At 55.7% G+C, this 17,616-nt stretch carries 19 protein-coding genes; 8 read left to right on the top strand and 11 right to left on the bottom strand.

Annotated elements, in window-relative coordinates; genetic code table 11:
- Nucleotides 1-16 precede the first annotated feature (16 nt).
- From C4318_02625 to C4318_02640, 4 genes are all read right to left on the bottom strand, one after another.
- Nucleotides 17-1,855: a peptidoglycan glycosyltransferase gene (locus C4318_02625; GenBank protein MER3454039.1), complete on the bottom strand. Its 1,839-nt coding sequence runs from the start codon at nucleotides 1,853-1,855 to the stop codon at nucleotides 17-19.
- A complete protein-coding gene (locus C4318_02630; protein ID MER3454040.1) occupies nucleotides 1,852-2,532 on the bottom strand; it encodes a hypothetical protein in 681 nt (226 codons plus the stop codon). Before C4318_02630 ends, C4318_02625 begins: the two co-directional genes overlap by 4 nt.
- Nucleotides 2,533-2,543: 11 nt before the next feature.
- Nucleotides 2,544-3,578: a 16S rRNA (cytosine(1402)-N(4))-methyltransferase gene (gene mraW / locus C4318_02635; GenBank protein ID MER3454041.1), complete on the bottom strand. Its 1,035-nt coding sequence runs from the start codon at nucleotides 3,576-3,578 to the stop codon at nucleotides 2,544-2,546.
- 249 nt (nucleotides 3,579-3,827) lie between these two features.
- Nucleotides 3,828-4,271, bottom strand: coding sequence for a cell division/cell wall cluster transcriptional repressor MraZ (locus tag C4318_02640; protein MER3454042.1), 444 nt, complete (start codon nucleotides 4,269-4,271; stop codon nucleotides 3,828-3,830).
- 149 nt (nucleotides 4,272-4,420) lie between these two features.
- Here C4318_02640 and C4318_02645 point away from each other — a divergent pair, with 149 nt between their 5' ends.
- The 4 genes from C4318_02645 to C4318_02660 all read left to right on the top strand — a co-directional run bounded on the left by C4318_02645 (nucleotide 4,421) and on the right by C4318_02660 (nucleotide 9,217).
- Nucleotides 4,421-5,527, top strand: coding sequence for a hypothetical protein (locus C4318_02645; GenBank protein MER3454043.1), 1,107 nt, complete (start codon nucleotides 4,421-4,423; stop codon nucleotides 5,525-5,527).
- Nucleotides 5,528-5,561: 34 nt separating this feature from the next.
- Nucleotides 5,562-6,611 (top strand): hypothetical protein, encoded by a 1,050-nt coding sequence (locus C4318_02650; protein MER3454044.1) that lies wholly within the window; start codon nucleotides 5,562-5,564, stop codon nucleotides 6,609-6,611.
- A gap of 23 nt (nucleotides 6,612-6,634) precedes the next feature.
- The gene (locus C4318_02655) at nucleotides 6,635-7,879 is read left to right on the top strand and encodes a hypothetical protein (protein MER3454045.1); all 1,245 of its coding nucleotides are present in this window, start codon (nucleotides 6,635-6,637) and stop codon (nucleotides 7,877-7,879) included.
- Between the two features lie 93 nt (nucleotides 7,880-7,972).
- A complete protein-coding gene (locus tag C4318_02660; GenBank protein MER3454046.1) occupies nucleotides 7,973-9,217 on the top strand; it encodes a hypothetical protein in 1,245 nt (414 codons plus the stop codon).
- A 113-nt stretch (nucleotides 9,218-9,330) separates the two neighbouring features.
- Here the strand turns inward: C4318_02660 and C4318_02665 are convergent, their stop codons facing one another.
- Nucleotides 9,331-9,597: a hypothetical protein gene (locus C4318_02665; GenBank protein MER3454047.1), complete on the bottom strand. Its 267-nt coding sequence runs from the start codon at nucleotides 9,595-9,597 to the stop codon at nucleotides 9,331-9,333.
- Between C4318_02665 and C4318_02670 the strand changes: the two genes are divergently transcribed.
- The gene (locus tag C4318_02670; protein MER3454048.1) at nucleotides 9,590-10,414 is read left to right on the top strand and encodes a hypothetical protein; all 825 of its coding nucleotides are present in this window, start codon (nucleotides 9,590-9,592) and stop codon (nucleotides 10,412-10,414) included. The two genes, C4318_02665 and C4318_02670, sit on opposite strands and share 8 nt — an antisense overlap.
- Nucleotides 10,415-10,496: 82 nt before the next feature.
- Nucleotides 10,497-11,843: a hypothetical protein gene (locus C4318_02675; protein ID MER3454049.1), complete on the top strand. Its 1,347-nt coding sequence runs from the start codon at nucleotides 10,497-10,499 to the stop codon at nucleotides 11,841-11,843.
- Nucleotides 11,844-11,883: 40 nt separating this feature from the next.
- Here the strand turns inward: C4318_02675 and C4318_02680 are convergent, their stop codons facing one another.
- The 5 genes from C4318_02680 to C4318_02700 all read right to left on the bottom strand — a co-directional run bounded on the left by C4318_02680 (nucleotide 11,884) and on the right by C4318_02700 (nucleotide 13,517).
- Nucleotides 11,884-12,345: an HNH endonuclease gene (locus C4318_02680; GenBank protein ID MER3454050.1), complete on the bottom strand. Its 462-nt coding sequence runs from the start codon at nucleotides 12,343-12,345 to the stop codon at nucleotides 11,884-11,886.
- Nucleotides 12,346-12,401: 56 nt separating this feature from the next.
- On the bottom strand, nucleotides 12,402-12,653 hold the full coding sequence (locus C4318_02685) for a hypothetical protein (protein MER3454051.1): 252 nt from the start codon (nucleotides 12,651-12,653) through the stop codon (nucleotides 12,402-12,404).
- Entirely contained in the window at nucleotides 12,654-12,887 is a 234-nt protein-coding gene (locus C4318_02690; GenBank protein ID MER3454052.1) for a hypothetical protein, read from the bottom strand. It abuts the gene before it with no gap.
- An 88-nt stretch (nucleotides 12,888-12,975) separates the two neighbouring features.
- Nucleotides 12,976-13,332, bottom strand: coding sequence for a hypothetical protein (locus tag C4318_02695; protein ID MER3454053.1), 357 nt, complete (start codon nucleotides 13,330-13,332; stop codon nucleotides 12,976-12,978).
- Nucleotides 13,333-13,334: 2 nt separating this feature from the next.
- Nucleotides 13,335-13,517: a hypothetical protein gene (locus C4318_02700; GenBank protein ID MER3454054.1), complete on the bottom strand. Its 183-nt coding sequence runs from the start codon at nucleotides 13,515-13,517 to the stop codon at nucleotides 13,335-13,337.
- 205 nt (nucleotides 13,518-13,722) lie between these two features.
- On the opposite strand from C4318_02700, the gene C4318_02705 reads away from it, so the two are divergent.
- Both C4318_02705 and C4318_02710 read left to right on the top strand, forming a co-directional pair.
- Nucleotides 13,723-15,156, top strand: coding sequence for a hypothetical protein (locus C4318_02705; protein MER3454055.1), 1,434 nt, complete (start codon nucleotides 13,723-13,725; stop codon nucleotides 15,154-15,156).
- Between the two features lie 140 nt (nucleotides 15,157-15,296).
- Nucleotides 15,297-17,012: a hypothetical protein gene (locus tag C4318_02710; protein MER3454056.1), complete on the top strand. Its 1,716-nt coding sequence runs from the start codon at nucleotides 15,297-15,299 to the stop codon at nucleotides 17,010-17,012.
- Nucleotides 17,013-17,055: 43 nt separating this feature from the next.
- On the opposite strand, the gene C4318_02715 is transcribed toward C4318_02710, so the two are convergent.
- Complete coding sequence (locus tag C4318_02715) at nucleotides 17,056-17,577, bottom strand: O-acetyl-ADP-ribose deacetylase (protein ID MER3454057.1); 522 nt, start codon at nucleotides 17,575-17,577, stop codon at nucleotides 17,056-17,058.
- Nucleotides 17,578-17,616 lie beyond the last annotated feature (39 nt).

A 17,616-nucleotide genomic window follows, 5' to 3' on the forward strand; every position in this document is an offset into this window, starting at 1 on the left:
CGAAATTGAGATCTCCTCATCCGCCAGAGCCCACGCGTGCACGTCCTCGGGCCGAGTTAGAAGCAGTCACAGAGTCTTCCAGAGTCTCAGTGCGAGACCCTTTTGCAAAAGCAGATTGATCCCCAGAAGGGGGGATGTCGTAGTGCCTCAGTACAAAGCCCATGACATCAGAAAATACCGGAGCAGCAGACAATCCCCCGTAGTACGGGACCGGCTCGTCGAGTACCACTGCGACAACGAACTTGGGGCGCTCCACAGGAGCGAATCCGATGAAAGAGGCTACATAACGGTCGAGATACCCACCGCTTTCGGACGGCTTTCTCGCCGTTCCAGTCTTTCCGGCTACCTGGTAACCAGCGACAGCAGCCCGCTTTCCCGTTCCTTCCGCCACTACACCCGCGAGAATCTCGCGCAGCTCTTTCGCCGTTTCGGGTGAGACGACTCGGACCGATGCAGTCGTGGGTGCAAGCTCCTCGACTTTCCTGCCCTCGGGGTCTATCACTCGCGCTTTGAGAAGGCGGGGAGAAACCCGTACACCGTCGTTAGCGATGGTCGCATAGACCTGAGCCAACTGAACACCAGTTACAGCGATCCCTTGCCCTATTGGGATGGTGCCGATGGAAGTTGCCCACCATTTGTCCGCCGGCAGAACGATACCTTTAGCCTCCCCAGGAATGGGAAGCCCCGTAGGCGTTCCGTACCCGAACGCACGCAGATATTTGTCGAGAGTTTGCGCTCCCAAACGCTGGGCAATCTTTATAGTCCCGATGTTAGAGGAGTGAACCACGATGTCTCGTACGGTCCAAGACACAGGGGGGTGCTCCTCGGCATCTTTGAACTCTGCATCGGCGATGCGGTATCTGTTGGGAACCCCGATTTTTTCGTCGAGAGAAATCGCATGCTCTTCGAGGGCGGCAGCTGCAGTAATCACCTTGTTCGTAGAGCCTGGCTCGAAGACATCGGCAGTCAAGCGGTTTCTTCTAGACCAGCCATCTGCCTTCCAAAATTCGTTCGGGTCAAACGTAGGAAGATTAGCCATTGCCAAAATTTCACCTGTGTCGGCCTCCATCACGAGGATGGAGCCACCTTTAGCTTTGTAACGCTCGACCGCTGAGGCTAAAAACGACTCAGCGCGGTACTGGACATCACTATCGATCGTCAGCATTACGTCCGAGCCCGCTACTGGCGGCTCAAAGTGATACTCCGCTTGAGGGATGGGGCGACCTTGGGGATCCTGCTCGACCGCGAAAGATCCTGGGATGCCAGCCAAAAGCTGCTCGGCGCCTTTTTCGAGCCCTTCCAGACCTTGGTTGTCTGTACCTACAAACCCCAGAACAGAGGCAGCGAGGCTTCCACCGGGATATCGCCTGGTCGACTCCTCCACAAGGGTTATCCCGTCTAGCGACGCGGCTCGTATCTTCTCTGCCCTCGAGTAATCGATCTTACGAGCAACATATGCGAACTTCGAGTCTCCAGAGATACGTGCCAATACTTCGTGAAATGGAAGTTCCAAAATGCCGGAAAGGGTCGAGGCAACCTTTTCTTTGTCAGCGATCGCAGATGGATTCGCCACAACGGTCATCGCTTTGACCGAAATTGCAAGGGACTTCCCGTTGCAGTCCAAGATGTCCCCCCTCGGAGTGGAAAGCTGTGCCACTCGAAACCTTTGAGCAGTAGCCAGCTCCTTGAATCTGGCACCTTGAATTCCTTGTAACTGTACGAGTCTCGCTACCTCGCTAGCTGCAACAAGAAGAATGACCGCCAACAGGCCTCCGATCCTCCTGCGTCCCGCCTTGTCCGCTGCTTTTGCGGCACTTAGAGCCGGGTGTTCAACCACAGGAGCACCGGAGTTCATTTGATCTCCCCTGGCTTCGAGGAAACTCCCCCAGCATCGCCGTCATTGGTACTTTGAGCATCAAAGCGAGAAGGCGAGTTATCTGCTTTGAGCTCGGAGTTTGGCACCGAAAAAGAGCTGGGTCCAAAATCTCCGGTCCCAGGAGGTACCGAAGGTCCCATCTGAAGCGGTTCCTCTAGAGGAGCGTCCGAAAGGCCCAACTCGCCTCTGGCTCGCTGCTCTACCCGTTGTGGCAGCTTTGCTTCGGCTTCTTCCAGGCGTGCCCGCTCATACTCGGCTCGAGCCTGGTCGAGTTCCTTTTCCGCCGAAGATTTCGAGTATCCAGCTTGTGCAAGAAATACCTGTCCAGCTACGACAACAAATACGACAAAGGCAAGTACCGCTGCCGAGACGATTGTCGCTACCTTGCGACGCGCTAGTCCGCGCTTGCGTTCAAGATGGACTCCGCTGCGGCCTTGCTGAGTTAGGAGTTCAGCTCTCCCCCGGATCGTCGAGCTTTTAGAAGCATCCGCAAACTCCTGGGCTCTGACTGCTCTCGAGCTCCGAGAGGCGGAGCTTGAATGCCGGCCTTTAGCAGGCGTCCCCTCGCCATGCACGAGCCTCAAACGCGGTTTGACGAGTGTCCCATGCCGTAATCCGGCGTTCGATATATCTCTTTGGTTCTTCGACGCTGTCACCCTCCCCCTCCTCAATTGGCAATTGGAAAATCGATTGTTCTCTCAGCGGCTCTAAGCCGTGCGGAACGAGCTCTAGGGTTCTGCTGGCACTCTTCGCGGGAGGGTCTCACTACGCGTCTGGTGAGCTTCTTGAGAATCGGACGAGCTCCGCAGCCACACACTGCGAGCTCGGGTGGGCACACACATCCGTGCGACAGAGCTCCAATAAAGCGTTTCACAATGCGGTCTTCTAGCGAGTGATAGGAGATGCACACAAGGCGTCCGCCATTCATTGAGGGCGACGTAGGGACTTCGAGCACCTTGACGGCCTTAGACAGCGACACCCGGAGCTCTTCCAATTCTTGATTCACCTCGATGCGGATAGCCTGAAAGGTGCGGCGCGCCGGGTGCGTCATCGAGATGCTTCCACCTTTGGGGCCACCTTTTCTCATGTGGCGGCCCGCGCGATTTTTTGAGCGCAATCTCTGTGGAATCGCCGCCTCGATAGCTTCGACCAGCTCGGAAGTACTCTTTATAGGCCTCCGTCTTACGATCTCGGAGGCAATACTTCGGGCATAACGTTCCTCTCCATAACGCCTTATCACAGCCTCCAGAGCCTCTGCGGTGTAGGTGTTGACAACATCTGAAGCACTCAACGGGGTGTCTGGATCCATCCGCATATCCAGCGGGCCATAGTGCTTGTACGAAAAGCCGCGCTCGGGCTTGTCCAATTGCGGCGAGGAAACACCCAGGTCGTAGAAGACTCCGGCTACCTCGCGTACACCAACTTCTTTGAGCACAGAGTCGATCTGGGAAAAGCGACCTTTCACAATCAAAACCCTAGAGCCGAAGCGTGCCAACCGATCCTTAGCCGCCTCGATAGCATCCGGGTCCCGGTCAAGAGCTATGAGGAGCGCGGGGGGATGCGCTGACGACAAGAGACGCTCGGCGTGTCCTCCATAGCCAACTGTGCAGTCGAGTACCACTTTGCCCTCCGCCGTCGACAAGAGCTCGATGACTTTGTCGGCAAGGGAAGGGGTGTGGGCCTCGCCAGAACGGGAGCCCATTGTCGTCTCCCTCGCTTACGAGCTCCATAGAACTCGGTAACCTTCTCTTATGGTTTTCCACATTTTCGATCCAGCTCTCTGCGTCCCCCAGCAATCCCTCTTTCCTCTTCTATGGAAATAAGCGCTAAACTGAGAGCAATCGGCCCGGGTCATCGCCGGCCCTCCAATGCTTTGACGGAAGCGGGCGGAGTTGGGGCCTTCCACCTACGCAATGGAGGGCCGGGGATCACCCGGGCCTGCCTTCTGGCCTTAGCTGCCCCTTTGCAGGTCGGCCAGGCTCTGGGACACCTCCTGTAAGTGTGCGTCGGCTTCGAGAGTGACGCCGTCCCACGTTTCAGCATCCCAAATCTCTATATGGTCATCGACACCTGCAATGACCACTTCTTTGTCGATTCCCGCGTACTCCCTCAACTTTGGTGGCACGAGCACCCTGCCTTGTCCATCAGGCACCACGTCGGCTGCACTACCGAAGATTGAGCGGGCAAAAGCTCTCACTTTCTGGTCCATCTTCGAAAGCGAGCGAATTTGCTGTGCGTACTCTTGCCAGCCTCCCAGGTCGTAGAGGACCAAACACCTGTCCTGCCCTTTGGTGATAACGCAGCCGGCCCGCATGGCGTCACGAAACTTCACGGGAAGGATGATCCTCCCTTTCTGGTCTACCGAGTGCCGGTACTCGCCTAGGTACAAACCCAATCCTCACAGAAGTTGACTCTCCACTTTCCACCACTTTGTGGAAAGTGTACGCCACCATTCCCCACATTGCAACCCTTTGGCTAAAATTTTTGCTTCTACGTCTTCCTAGTCCCCACCAAGAGCTTTACCGTGGTACATTCCTATCTAACATGGACACTGCACGCGATAGGTCTTCTCAGGGTGAGCGAATAAAAGTCGGCATCGTAGGATGCGGCTTCATAGGCCAGTTCCACTCGTTCATGCTGACGCAGGCTTCCAGGCTGGGCCACTTACCGATTGATCGCGAGGCCGTTTACGACCTCGATCCTCAGCGCATGGCGACTTTTGAGCAGTGGGGGTGGAAAGCCGCTAAGAGTCTGGACCACCTCTTAGAATCCGTTGACGCCGTCTGGGTTTGCGTCCCAACCGCTTTCCATCTGGAAATCGTCCAAAGAGCGGCAGCGGCAGGTGTGGGCGGAATCTTTTGCGAAAAGCCGTTAGGACGTGACTTAGCCGAGGCCGTCAAAGTGGCCAATGCCGCCAAGGGCATACCCTCCCAGGTTGGCTTAGTGCTCCGCCACGCCCCTCCTTTTCGGATCGCAAAGCATCTTGTAGGCTCCGGCCGCATCGGTAGGTTGCAGTCTGTCTTGTTTAGAGACGATCAGTACGTACCGGTGATGGGAATTTACCGTTCGACTTGGCGAAAAGATCCGGAGGTCGCAGGCTCTGGAGTCTTACTCGAACATTCGATTCATGACGCCGACTTGATCGGCTGGATTGCAGGACCCATCGAGTGGGCATCTGGCCATACGAGAAGCCAAATCGGAATAGGAGAAAATATCGAGGATCTTGCCGTAGCAACATTTGGGACAGCTCAGGGATCGGTATCCACTCTAACTACCGTATGGCACAACGTGACAACGAGGTCTTCCAATCGTCACGTTGAAATCTTTGGAACCGAGGGCGTGATCACGATCCGCAACGAGGTGGCTGGGCCGGTGGAGATCGATTCACGAGATGGACGGGAGGTGCTCCAGGGCGACTCTTTGATCAAGCGATTTTTCGAGATAGAGCCTCCCTGGTTTGGTGAGACCGACGCCCTGGCATACGCCGCCAACGAAGACGCGCATTTTATTCGCGCCCTTATAGACGGACGAGATCCTACTCCGAACTTTGACGACGCGCTTAGAGCCCACGCGGTTGTAGAAGCTGTGTACACTTCCTCTCGGGAAGGGGGACAAAAGGTGCCCATTCCAAGCCTGGGCAGTCCTTCGTAAAGATAACGGGAAGTAAAATCGTGAAAGAGGTCCGATGGCTCAAATCCTCGTAGCAGAGGACGAACCGGAGATACGGGAACTTCTAGAACTCAACCTAACGCAGCGTGGTCACGTGGTAAAGCTGTGTCAAGACGGCGCCGAGGCGGTAGAGACCCTAATCGACGGCGATTTATCCCCCGACGCGATGATCCTTGACATCATGATGCCAGACACCGACGGGCTTGAAGTATTGGAGTTTGTGCGGTCCAGGGAAGAAACTCAAACCATCCCTGTGATCCTTCTCACGGCTCTTTCAAAAGAAGCGGACAGAGTAAGGGGTTTCGAACTGGGAGCCAGCGACTACGTGGTAAAGCCGTTCTCTGCCAAAGAGCTGGTCCTGCGTCTGGAGAAACTCCTTGAAGACCGAAGGAGAGAAGCTCAGCTTATAAAAAGAACGTTTCTCGATCCGGCCACTGGGTTTTTGAATGCCCGATACTTTTATTCGAGACTGCCCGAGCTGCTTGCCAGGTTCCAAGGGGAACTGAGTCTAGTTTGGATCCGAGTCGAAGGCTTTGAGAGTGCTCTTACCAGGGTTGGACACAGAAAGGTATACATAGCCATCGGGCTCGCCGCTCGGCGCCTCGGCCAACTACTCGAACCTGGAGACGAGGCATTTGGAATGGGTGGTCCTGACTTCGCGGTCGTGACGATGAAAACTGGCTCGGAAGCTTTGGGGTTCGCAACCAAAATCGAGGAGGAACTGCGAGGCGCTATATCGCCAGAGACAGTCGGCATTGCCCTGGCAGTAGACGCGCGTGCCTTTGTTCCTAGGATCGACGAGACTGTCGACGAGTTCGTGGCGCGCGCTTCGTCGTTCGGAGCAGTAGACAAGCGACTCGAGCAGCCCGCTCTCACTCAGAGGAAAAAGTCCATCGCTCAGATAATCGCTGAGCGCCACCGCCTGCGCAAGCAGCCGCAGTCGATCAGCTCTGAGGTACCTCAATCAAAGCCCTCGAATAGCGAAAGCCACCGGTTTCAATCCGGCGAGTATCTTCCGTTTCGTGGTTTCGTCCAGCGGGGAAAGCCCCCTAATACATTCACCTAAAAGTCCTGGACAGTAGCGTTAGCGTGTTTCGTGTGGCTGAGCGCGGACACCGGGTGCAAGCCGTCGGCACCAACATAGAAGGTCACTTTCTAACTTCTAGAGCTTGCTCCGGGGGGCGCGATTTGGGCGTGGTGTCGGTACGGATCGAAGAGGGAAAAATCTCTCAGATAGAGCCCGGCAAAAAAGCAGGCGCTTTAGTACTCGACGAATCTTTATGGCTAGCACCGGGGCTCGTCGACCTGCAGGTAAACGGCGGCTATGGTATAGACCTTCTAACAGCTCCAGATCGACTAGAAGAACTTTCGAAACACCTGGTTTTCACAGGAGTCTTGAGCTATCTCGCTGCTCTACCCAGCCCTTCAGCCTCCGATGCCATCGAGCTCGCTCGAGAGGTTATTTGCACCAATTCACAAGACGGCTTGCAGAAATCCCCCGCCGCTCCCAAGGCTGAAGTTTTAGGTATGCACCTGGAAGGACCAGTTCTGAATCCCACCAGAAGAGGTGTTCATCCACCTGAACGCCTTCTCTCGGGCAGAGACGCCCTGCGATTCTTCGAGGAGGTGATCTCGGTTGTGGATCCTAATGGAAGACCAGCGGTGCGAGCCCTCACTTTGGCTCCTGAAATAGATGGAGCAAAAGAGCTTGTACCTCTCGCAAAACGACATCAGGTGATCATTGCCGCTGGTCACACGGACGCCTCCTATGAAGAGGGCACCGAGGCAATTGCACTCGGGATTCGGGTCTTTACGCATGTCTTCAACGCGGTACGCCCCATCCATCACCGAGACCCTGGGATTTTGACGGCATACCTGTTGGATACCTCAACGATCTTGACGCTTATTTGCGACGGGGTTCATGTCTCCGAGCAAATTGTGAGGCTGTTGACGAAAATCGCCGGGCCGGCTCGGATCGCCCTCGTAAGCGACGCTGTCGCGGGCTTGGGCGACACGAGCGCCGGAGAAAAGTCGTTGCTCATATCCCGTGCCGCTACGGACTCCACAGGCCGGCTTCTGGGAGGGACTACACCGCTGTCACTGTGTGCCGCGCAGTTCGCCCGCTTTGCTCAGATATCATTCCCAGCAGCGCTTCACTGCGCCAGCGGGATACCGGCACGAATTCTTAAGCTTAGAGACAGAGGGGTTCTCAAGGTGGGTGCTCCAGCCCAGCTCATCGCCGTTTCCGAGGAGGGAGAAGTCAGCGCGGTTATACAGGGAAACAATCTGTTTCAGCTCAGCTCCGGAGATGCTGCTAATCGCCGGAGCACATAATGCTAATCGGCTCAAGATTTAGCGGATGGATTTCCGAATTACGTAGGAGAAGGTGGTATATCCGGCTCAGGTACAAGCGACCAGGAGAAGGTTATGCAAGGGAGGGTGCTGGTCGTGTCGGCGGATCCCGCCCGCCGACGGACATTCAGAGACAATCTGTTTCTAGCGGGGCACACAGCCTTTGACGCTCCGAACAGGTCAGCTGCTATCGAAGCATGCGAAGACTTCAAGCCCTCGGTAGCTGTCATAGACCTTGCCGGATCCGCACTGCGGGCTCAACAGCGCGCAGCTCGAGGTAAATCGGGTAAAACGTCCGTTGACTGTAACCTTCTTCGACAGATAGCGTCGCGTTTTCCGTCCGTTAGACTGCTGGCCATTTGCGACGGGGAAAACGGGCCGACGCCCGAGAGCGCTGTCCAGGCGGGAGCCCACGACTATCTGCGGGAACCAGTCTGTATCGGAGAGCTTCTTGTACGCGTCGACAAGCACCTTGGCATCTCTACGAAAGTCAAAAGGTTGCGTCGAGTATCACCTAGGCCGCGGAAGAAGATCATCCTTCGTTACATGGCCAGCGATTCCGCGCTGGAACTCGCCAAGACTTTGGCTTCCCAACTGTCAGAGAACGACAAATCTCAGACGACGCCAACAGACCCACCCTATGAAGTCCCTGTGCAAGTCTCCGAAGCAAACAGCGATCTTACTGCCTCGGGCTCACCGGAGCCTCTCGTGCGAGAAACAGGAACAGACAACTGGACCCTTCTCGCCAGAGACGGTTCAATCTCCGATACAAAGCGTCTCAGCGACCTCGTATCGGCAGATCATGCCAACGACGGCGCTACGATGGCTTGGATCTCCATGCAGGGTCTAGACAAAGCGATAAGCTTGGGCCTAGTTGCTTACGAGTCCGTCTCCAAGGCGCTTGATCCAGCAATTGACCACTACTTCCCCAATGCATCAAAGTGGTGGGCAGGATCGGAAGCAATTGTCGCGCTGAGCACACACATCGCATCCCCGGTCGAGATTGCAATAGAGCTGAAATCTGCTATTGCCGACATACTGGGGACGTTGGGGATATCAGACCAGATCGCCCTTCGAGTCTCGGCTACCACGAGGCGATGGGGAGAGGGAAGAGCGATCTTTCTCGCGAGAGCGACCGGAAGGATATCCAACGGATCTTTGCCGGTATCCCCGTTTGAAGCGGGATCGCGTCCACATCCAGAGGTCACGCTCCCCACCGAGGCAGCCAAGATACGCTCGACCTCGTCGAGCTCTACCGCTCCGACCTCGAGATATTCTTCCCGGGTAGAGGAAGAAAACGGTGTCGGGCTGAAATTCTAATTCGGCGTCGATACGTCGATACCTTCGATCATCGGAGACTCGTCCTTCTTACGACAATTGGACAATGCGTGAGACGGTTCTTTGGGAGCGCCCTCCTCTCAGCTGTATCCTGGTCATGTGGCCACAAAGAAAAAGTACGTCATCTCTCCTCCCGCCGGTGTCTCTACCCACGCGGATCCATACGCCGACCGGCCCCAAAAGTCCGAGCGCGTCCCTTCTAGGTTTTCGTCACCTGGCACTAATACCGAAGACCGACCTAGGTCACGAAAGGTAGCGAAACGCTTCCTGAAGTGGACAGCGTGGGCACTGCTCGTGACCTTGGTGGCCTCGGCTACATATGCATTTGCACTGTTGTGGAGGTTTAACTCGTCAATGCGCAAGATAGGCCCCGATGCCTCGTCCGCCCTTGCGCCGGGGGGTCTGTCGACTATCAATATCCTCGTCTCCGGCTCCGACACGAGACAAGGCGCCAACACATTTATTCCTGGAGACGTTGGTCCTGGGTTAGCCGACGTGATCATGATCGTTCAAGTTCGCTGGAACAAGGTCAAATTGTTGTCCATCCCGAGAGACACCCGAGTGGTCCTCGGTCGCCACGGCCATCAAAAGATCAACGCTGCTCTTCCCTTAGGTGGCCCGCCCCTATTAGTTCAGGCAGTTTCTGAACTGACGGGGCTTCGAATCCACAGATACATGGCGATAGACTTTGCTGGATTTGTCGCTCTAACAGATTCACTGGGTGGAGTCGAACTGTGCTTGGACGCTGCTGAGAGAGATTCCTATTCTGGGCTGTCACTGCCTGCAGGATGTCAACTCGTCAGGGGAGAGCAAGCGCTGGCATACGTAAGATCGCGGCACGCAGAAATCTACCGAAATGGCAAGTGGATACCGGACACAGGTGGTGACTTCAGTCGCATGCAGCGACAGCAGCTTTACTTCGACGCACTCGGCTCCAAGCTAAAAAACCCCTGGGTCGCGATTACCAATGGCTGGTCTATCTCCCGGAGACTGGGCGAGGCCCTAGCCTCCGATCGAGGATTTGGCTACTACACAGAGACTCGCCTCGCCTTTGCCATGGCGGTCTCGAAGCCTCAGGCCTACTCGTTGCCGGGAACTCCCCTCGAAAAAGGTGGCGTCTCATATGTCGAAATCGACAGGGAAAAGGCCAGATCTATCTTGGACCAATTCAGGTCCTGAACTCCCAGAGCGGCACCTAGCTTCTAGCTCACTGAATTTTGACAACCCATCCCGCAGGGATACGCTGCTCAGCGCCGCTTACGTGTTCCTCTTCGCCGTAGCTACCAGAGTCATATTCGTCATTTACGACGGCGGCTTCGGGTATGAACCTAAGGCAGACTCTCGAGACTTCCAGATGATCGCGGTATCGATAGCGAACGGAACGGGATACTCTCGGCTATATCCCGACCTGTCGTGGCGTCCTACTGCGTACAGGATGCCGCTCACCCCTCTCTTTTTGGCTGCGATCTACAAAACCTTTGGGCTAAGACCATTCACGGCTCGCCTCATATTGGCAGTGCTTGGAGCTGTGGCATGCACGCTTCTGGTCGTCGTCGGGATCTGTGTACTGGGGCGGCGCGAAGGGTTGCGCGCAGGGTTTTTTGCAGGCGTCCTTGCAGCTGGCGACCCCTTTTTGGTCATGAATCAGACGCTTATTCTTCTTGAACCCCTCCACGTTTTACTCGTTGCTTTCCTCCTGCTATCAGCGCTCAGCTACAGCCGAAATCCCAATGGCTTCCGACTGTTGATATTGGCAATACTTTCAGCGCTGATAGCCTTGAATCGCCCCGATGGAATAGCCTACGCTCTCGTCGCGGCCGCTGTTGCGGTTCTCAGCAGTCGACCTAAACCATCACGGTTGGCGCAACCTAAATTAGATGATTCGATTAGAGTAGAACGCCCTGGTGGAAACCGCAGCCAAGGGCAGTCAGGATGGCTCGCTTCTCTAAGGGGGCAACGTGTTTTCTCGGCCGCTACGGTCCTCGGAGTTACTATCCTTGCGATCATCCCCTGGAGCATTAGAAACTATCGCTCTCTCGGTACGTTTGTTCCACTAACAACAGCCAGTGGCGACCTGCTTTTGGGAGCAAACAACCAAGCCACGTACTCTCCAGGCCCTTTCTATGGATACTGGGCCTATGGTGCCCTCACCACGGGGGAGGCCGCCGCTTACGGCTTTGCAGGAGAAGTGAGAGCGGACCGAGAGCGGCGCCGCCTTGCCTTCGAATACGCATATCATCATCCACTAGAGGCAGCAGCCGTAGTACCCATCCGTATCTTGCGAGGGTGGGACCTCTTTGATCCGATCGGCAACGCTCGTTTTGGCGAGGCTTGGGGGCGTCCCAAAGCCCTTTCTCTGGTCGCGCTCGCGCTCTACTATCCTGGCCTAGCGCTCGCTGCTGTGGGAGGGATAGCGTACCGTCGCATGTGGAAAAGGATGGCTATTCTTTACTTACTCCCAACCTACGTTACCCTGCTTTTCGCTGTAGCAACCGGAGAGCCTCGCTACAGAGCAGGTGCTCAGCTAGCAATTTGGGTCCTCGCAGGAATGGGGGCATCCAGGCTTCTGAAACAAGAATCAGAAGACGTATCTTTAGAAAACGAATAGACACGCTAGAGCTAAGGGAGTCGTCCTGAGGTCCTGAGAATCAAGCGGAGGCAGCAGCTCTAAAGTATGGCTCCCACTCCGGATCAATCCGGCCATAGGAACCTCCTCTGAGGATTGGGTACAAAGGAGCACCAGGGCGACGCCTTAGACGCATTCCGGCCTCCTCGGGAGTTTTGTTTTCCTTGCGCGTGTTGCATCTCCGGCACGAAGCCACGACGTTGCTCCAGATGTGCGCTCCCCCGCGACTTCTAGGGACTATGTGATCTATGTTCTCTGCAACGCCGCCGCAGTACTGGCATGTGTGGCCATCCCTGGCAAAGATGGCTTTTCTGTTCACACCAGTTCTTAGTTGAAATCGAACATGCACGTAGTAGCGGAGTCGTAAAACAGAAGGCAGCGGGAGGGAGAGCTGTTCGCTTCGCACTACCTCGTCACGAGCGCGGAGCACTTCCGCCTTTTCCTGCAACACCAAAACGATCGCACGCTTGGCCGGAAGAACCATCAGTGGCTCCCAGCTCGCGTTGAGAAGCAAAGAGCTTCTCCCATCGAGCGGTGTGCTCACTCGAAGTCCTTTACGGTCACGCTAGGCTTGCCCGTCAACTTGCGAAACGCGATGATCGCCGCGCCTACAGCGATATAGGTAGGGGTAAGGAGAGTGTCGATAGTCTTGTCGAGCGGGCTATCGCTCGAGGCGCTATGGGTCCGCGCCTGCTGGGCCGCCCGCTTCACCAGCCACTTTTTTTTCAGTTCTTCTCGCCGCGACTTCTTGTCAGGAACAGAGCTGGAGTCGTGTCCCGGTTCCAGCGACATTTAGCCCCTCCTAAAGGTCGCTGTATTGCAATCAATGGTACGGTATCGACCCAAATCCCGACACCACTTGCCGAACTCTAGGAGATCCTCGCCCAGTGCATACACACTCTTGCGCCTCCCTCTAGATGCATAGACCTGGCTTCCATAAGCTGTCTGTATTCGCCACCGAACGACTTGGTCGCGGCCGGGAAAACAAATCAGTCTTAGCGCATATGCCACCAGCGACACTGCCACCGACGGCTGGCACAATAACGCTATGACAAAACCTCCAACCCCAGAAGCACCTAGTGAGGCGCGCCCGAACCCAAGACTTTCCTCGGGGTCAGTTGTCAACTGCGCCGCCGACCCCCTGCTCACGTCTGGCTGACCAGCCACTCATCTTCATCTGGATGGAGTGTCGAGCAGCCTTGCCAATCCGCGTAACCTCCGTTAGCGCAGACAACACAGTCGCTACGCACACTAAAAAACCAAAAACCGAGACCACCAACACGCTCGTCACGAGGCCAACAAAGATCATCCCTATGCCGAACAAAGCCCCGAGTCCTGCCTTCACTAAGGCCTTGGCAGAACTACGAAAGACGGAACTTTCTTCTACTTGCCGCACCAGATCGGGCGCCTCCCTCGACAGCGCTTCCTCGATCTGGTTTAAGATCCTCTGTTCATCTTCTGACAGAGGCACTTCTAACTCCTCGACGACAAGACAACTCGCAGGATCCTAAGGCCCAACATCAGACCCTTCCCCTTTCCTGCATTATAGACACTCACGCAAGAGGCGAACTTCGCCGCGCTGATCCGATTAAACATTTCGGCCCAATGTCTTCGTTGTCTGAGCGCGGCCTGGTCTTTTAGTAGCGGGATCGACACCCCTCCACAGAGGTTGTAACCTTAGAACCGTGCCTTAACTGGGGTTTTAAAAGACCGTGAAACAGTGGGGTACCAGAAAGCGTAAAATCTAGTAAAACGCTCTACGGAGCACTCTTCTGTGTCAAGCAAGCTGGGTGCGGTCTTTACGGCTGGGGAACGGGGGCTTCAAGATCCTTCCCTTCAGACCCGATAGACCAATAGGGCAATTCAAGGCGTAGCGGGAGTACTTGCCCGCTGCAGCTGCGGTCGGTTTTCTGGAGGCGTCCGGGTGCCGCGAATACTTGTCGTAGACGACGAAGACTCCTTACGAACACTACTAAGAACCAATCTTGAAGAGCATGGCTACGAGGTCATTGAGGCGTCCAACGGCGCTGAGGCTCTAGACAAGGTAGCGCTAGACACACCAGATCTGGTTCTTCTTGACTCGATGATGCCAGAACTAGATGGATACGAGGTTCTGGCCCAAATCCGGAGCGTTAGCCGGTTCAAAAACCTTCCGGTCATCATGCTCACTGCTAAGACCGCGGAGGCTGACAGGGTCAAAGCGTTCACTGCTGGCGCCAACGATTTCGTTCCCAAACCCTTTTATCTAGGGGAGCTCTTAGCGCGTATCAGAAGCCTGCTTACGAACTCGAGGCGCATGCAACAGCTTGTTCAGATGTCCACGACGGACCCGATTACTGGTTTGTCCAACTGGCGGTATCTAGAAAGCCGCCTTCGTCATAGCTTTCCTGCAAAAGCCACGCCTATCTACGGACTCCTTCTTGAACTCACAGGGATTGAGCGAGTACTGAAGAAACACGGAATTCGGGTAGCCAATGAGATCATGGGGAGTGCCGGCGACATTGTCTCGCACTGGGCTCGCAATCTAGGGAATGCACAAGGGTTTTATCTGGGAACTAGCCAGATTCTCGTGTTGGCAACCGGCGAAAAGAGCGACATCTACGAGAAGGGATCGGAACTTCAAAACGAAATTCATCAGGTTTGTCACTTTACGCCAGGGGCAGAGGGGATCGTCGTGCATCTAGCCTTTGTCGAGAGCGAAGAGGGCGAGACTGCCGAGTCATTCTTGTCCAGGCTAGAAGGTGCCCTTATGGAGTCCAGAGTGGACGATCCTGGCGGCATGGCGGTTGTCGAGGGTTCCCAGGCTCGATCAGCCTCGCTCGGTGCTGACCTTGAGCTCGCCGCTGGCCCAGGCATAGGTTCCCGTCCCGGCGAATTAGGAGCGCAGGCTACCCAGCCACCCCAGCGGGTTTCGACTTTCGACCAACCGTCTCCTGTCGGCCCTCCGCCGCAGGCTCCGGTCTCAGCCCAGGCCACACCACCGCCTGCTGCGGTAGCACATCAAGCCGCGACCACAAAAGCTGCGCCGGTACCTGCCGGGCGGGTCGCGCCTCAGCAGACAGATGTCCCCACTGCCGTAAAAGGAACCCAGTGGGAACAAGTTGCCTCCATGGAGGCTGCTGTCGATGCCGTCGGACCTCCGCCCGATGCCGAGGAGTTGTTTTCGCAAACCGTAGCAGCTCAGCAGCAAGAGACCGACGAGACAGCCAAGCAGCGGAAGCGCCGCTCCCAGCGGCTATCTATGCGAATGCTTTCACGAGAATTTAGCGGATTGAGAGACCTGAACAAGGAGTGACCCCAATCGCCTATTGTGGGTGTTGCGGGCGGTGCTCTCCACGCTTTAGTGATCTTCGTGTTACGCTTTTGTAATCAGTTTTCAAGCCGCGATATATCTCTGCTGGGGAGCGCAAATGGCAAGTAGGAGCGCTATCCGCCATGGCCGATATCCTCGTTGTCGAGGACGACGAAAGCGTTAGAACCCTCTTAGAGACTAACCTGTTGATAAAGGGGCACAACGTGCTTCGTGCCCAGTCCGGAAGCGAATGTCTATCCATTCTCGAAAAACAGGTTCCTAACCTGATCGTGCTCGACCTGATGCTTCCTGACGCTGACGGGATCGAGCTTCTAGAAATGATCAGAGAGAGGCCGGACTCCGAGCGTATTCCTGTCCTCATCCTCACAGCCAAAGGGGATGAGAGAGACAGGGTCCGAGGGTTCGCAGCCGGTGCCGATGACTACCTCGTAAAGCCGTTCTTCTCGACCGAGCTTCTACTTAGGATAGACCGCTTACTAAGCAACGCTGCGACCGGCTCTAGTTTCAGACAGCTCGCTCTTACCGATCGAGTCACGGGGTTGGGCAACCGGTCCTACTTCGAAACCCGTGTCGAGCAATTAAAAGATCAATCCGATCGAGAAGATGTCGACCTGACGTTGATGATAGTAGACCTTCCCGCCCTGCCCGAACAGGTACGCAAGTCTGGTTGGAAGACCACGGACATGGTGCTAGCAAAACTGGGATCGGCAATAAAAAGTGCTCTTCTAGACAGGGAGGAAGCGTTTTGGCTTGGAACGCAAGCTGTAGTAACTTCCTTGCAAATCGATACTGCGGCTGCTGCTCGGTGCCGCCTTGACGAATTGAAAAAGATCGTAAAGGACTGTTTGGACACTCACCGAAGGCAGGTTTCCCTGATCCCCTACTTTGGCTTTTGCTTTTACGAGCCCCCCGAAACAATCCCAGACCTGTTGGACAAGGCTATTCGCTCTCCCTACGGTGCCCTTCCCAGGGTAGCACCCAGGGAATCTGTGAAAAAGTCTCCAGAAGATGCTGTGGAGGCCGCATTTGGCGGCAAGCTAACTGGGCTTGCACCCGTCGATTACGTCCCTGAGGTTTCCACTCGACGGAGCCACCGTAGTACTGGCGAGCACAAAATCGATAAAAGATTAGCCTTGAGCCAGATAAGTCAAATCGCTGCCTCGCTTGAGGCCGTCTCTCAAGGAGAGGACGAAGATTCCGACACGATCCAACCCCGACCCGATCAAGCTGGCTCGCCCAAAACTCCAAGTCGACCGCGGCAAAGTTCGCCGCTGCAGACGTCCGGGTCGAAGACCACTACTACTCAACCCATCCCCATCACTCAGTCGGCAACCACCAGGCTCCCAAGATTGGATGAGAGCCAAGTCGCAGCTGCACTTCAAGAAGTGCTTGATGAAGCGACGAGAGATGTGCATGACGTGGCTGTGTGCTGCCTCGCCTTCGAGGGAGTTGAGGAAGTCAAAGGTAGGCTTGATCCGCAAGCAGTAGAGTCGCTTTTCGATACGATCGCCACCGAAGTCGCCACGGAAGCCGGTCTGGACAGATACGAATCCGCACAAGCGTTTTGGACTGGGACACACCTTTTTGTCACGCTGGCGGCCGCAAAGGTTCCGGATGCCAGGGAGGTCGCCAAGTCGCTCTCGGAGGCTGCTGCCACAAAACTCGCGCCCCACAGATTGAACCTCAAAGTCTCCGCCGGAGCCGGATACGTGTTCTTCGAATTTGAAGAGGCCGCTTCTGACCTTCTTGAGCGGGCCAAAGGATCTCCTTATAAAGGGGGTGTCCTGATCACACCGCTGGAGGCACGCAACCGATCTGTGGGAACTCCAGAATCGTAGACACCTAGAAGAGATACAACCTGTTTGCGGAAGATCCCACCCGCTATCGCCGGCCAAGCTCGGCGAGGACTTCTTCGTATACCCTGTAAGTACGCTCGTCGAAGCAGCAGAATCTTACCAGCTCGATAGCTGAGGAATTCTGGGTCCAATCATTACATACAGTGACCGCAATCTCTGTCGCGGGGCGAAGCGGATAACCATAAGCTCCAGTCGATATAGCGGGAAAAGCAATACTCCTAGCGCCCAGCTCCGCAGCGACCTCTAAGGACCTTCGATAGCAACTGGCCAACAGCTCAGGCTCTCCGCTGTCGCCTCCTCGCCAAACGGGCCCCACGGTGTGGATTATCCACTTTGCCTCTAGCCGGTATCCCTTCGTTGCTTTGGCATCACCAATTCTACAGCCCCCAAGCTGCTTGCACTCCTCCAGCAGTTCGGGTCCCGCAGCTCGGTGGATAGCTCCGTCGACACCACCTCCACCCAACAAAGACTGGTTTGCGGCGTTTACTACCGCGTCAACGCGCTCCTTTGTGATATCGCCTAGTACTATTTCAAGCTTTGCTGGCATTGGTACATTCCTTTAGACCACCTACCCTCGTCTAGGGCG

The organism is Acidimicrobiia bacterium, assembly GCA_040289475.1.
Taxonomy (GTDB): domain Bacteria; phylum Actinomycetota; class Acidimicrobiia; order ATN3; family PSLF01; genus PSLF01.

Excerpts from the sequence above, each read along its gene's own strand:
- C4318_02625 (MER3454039.1), bottom strand. The coding sequence starts at position 1,855 with ATGAACTCCGGTGCTCCTGTGGTTGAACACCCGGCTCTAAGTGCCGCA.
- mraW (MER3454041.1), bottom strand. The coding sequence starts at position 3,578 with ATGGGCTCCCGTTCTGGCGAGGCCCACACCCCTTCCCTTGCCGACAAA.
- C4318_02645 (MER3454043.1), top strand. The coding sequence starts at position 4,421 with ATGGACACTGCACGCGATAGGTCTTCTCAGGGTGAGCGAATAAAAGTC.
- C4318_02650 (MER3454044.1), top strand. The coding sequence starts at position 5,562 with ATGGCTCAAATCCTCGTAGCAGAGGACGAACCGGAGATACGGGAACTT.
- C4318_02660 (MER3454046.1), top strand. The coding sequence starts at position 7,973 with ATGCAAGGGAGGGTGCTGGTCGTGTCGGCGGATCCCGCCCGCCGACGG.
- C4318_02670 (MER3454048.1), top strand. The coding sequence starts at position 9,590 with ATGCGCAAGATAGGCCCCGATGCCTCGTCCGCCCTTGCGCCGGGGGGT.
- C4318_02680 (MER3454050.1), bottom strand. The coding sequence starts at position 12,345 with ATGGTTCTTCCGGCCAAGCGTGCGATCGTTTTGGTGTTGCAGGAAAAG.
- C4318_02685 (MER3454051.1), bottom strand. The coding sequence starts at position 12,653 with ATGTCGCTGGAACCGGGACACGACTCCAGCTCTGTTCCTGACAAGAAG.
- C4318_02710 (MER3454056.1), top strand. The coding sequence starts at position 15,297 with ATGGCCGATATCCTCGTTGTCGAGGACGACGAAAGCGTTAGAACCCTC.
- C4318_02715 (MER3454057.1), bottom strand. The coding sequence starts at position 17,577 with ATGCCAGCAAAGCTTGAAATAGTACTAGGCGATATCACAAAGGAGCGC.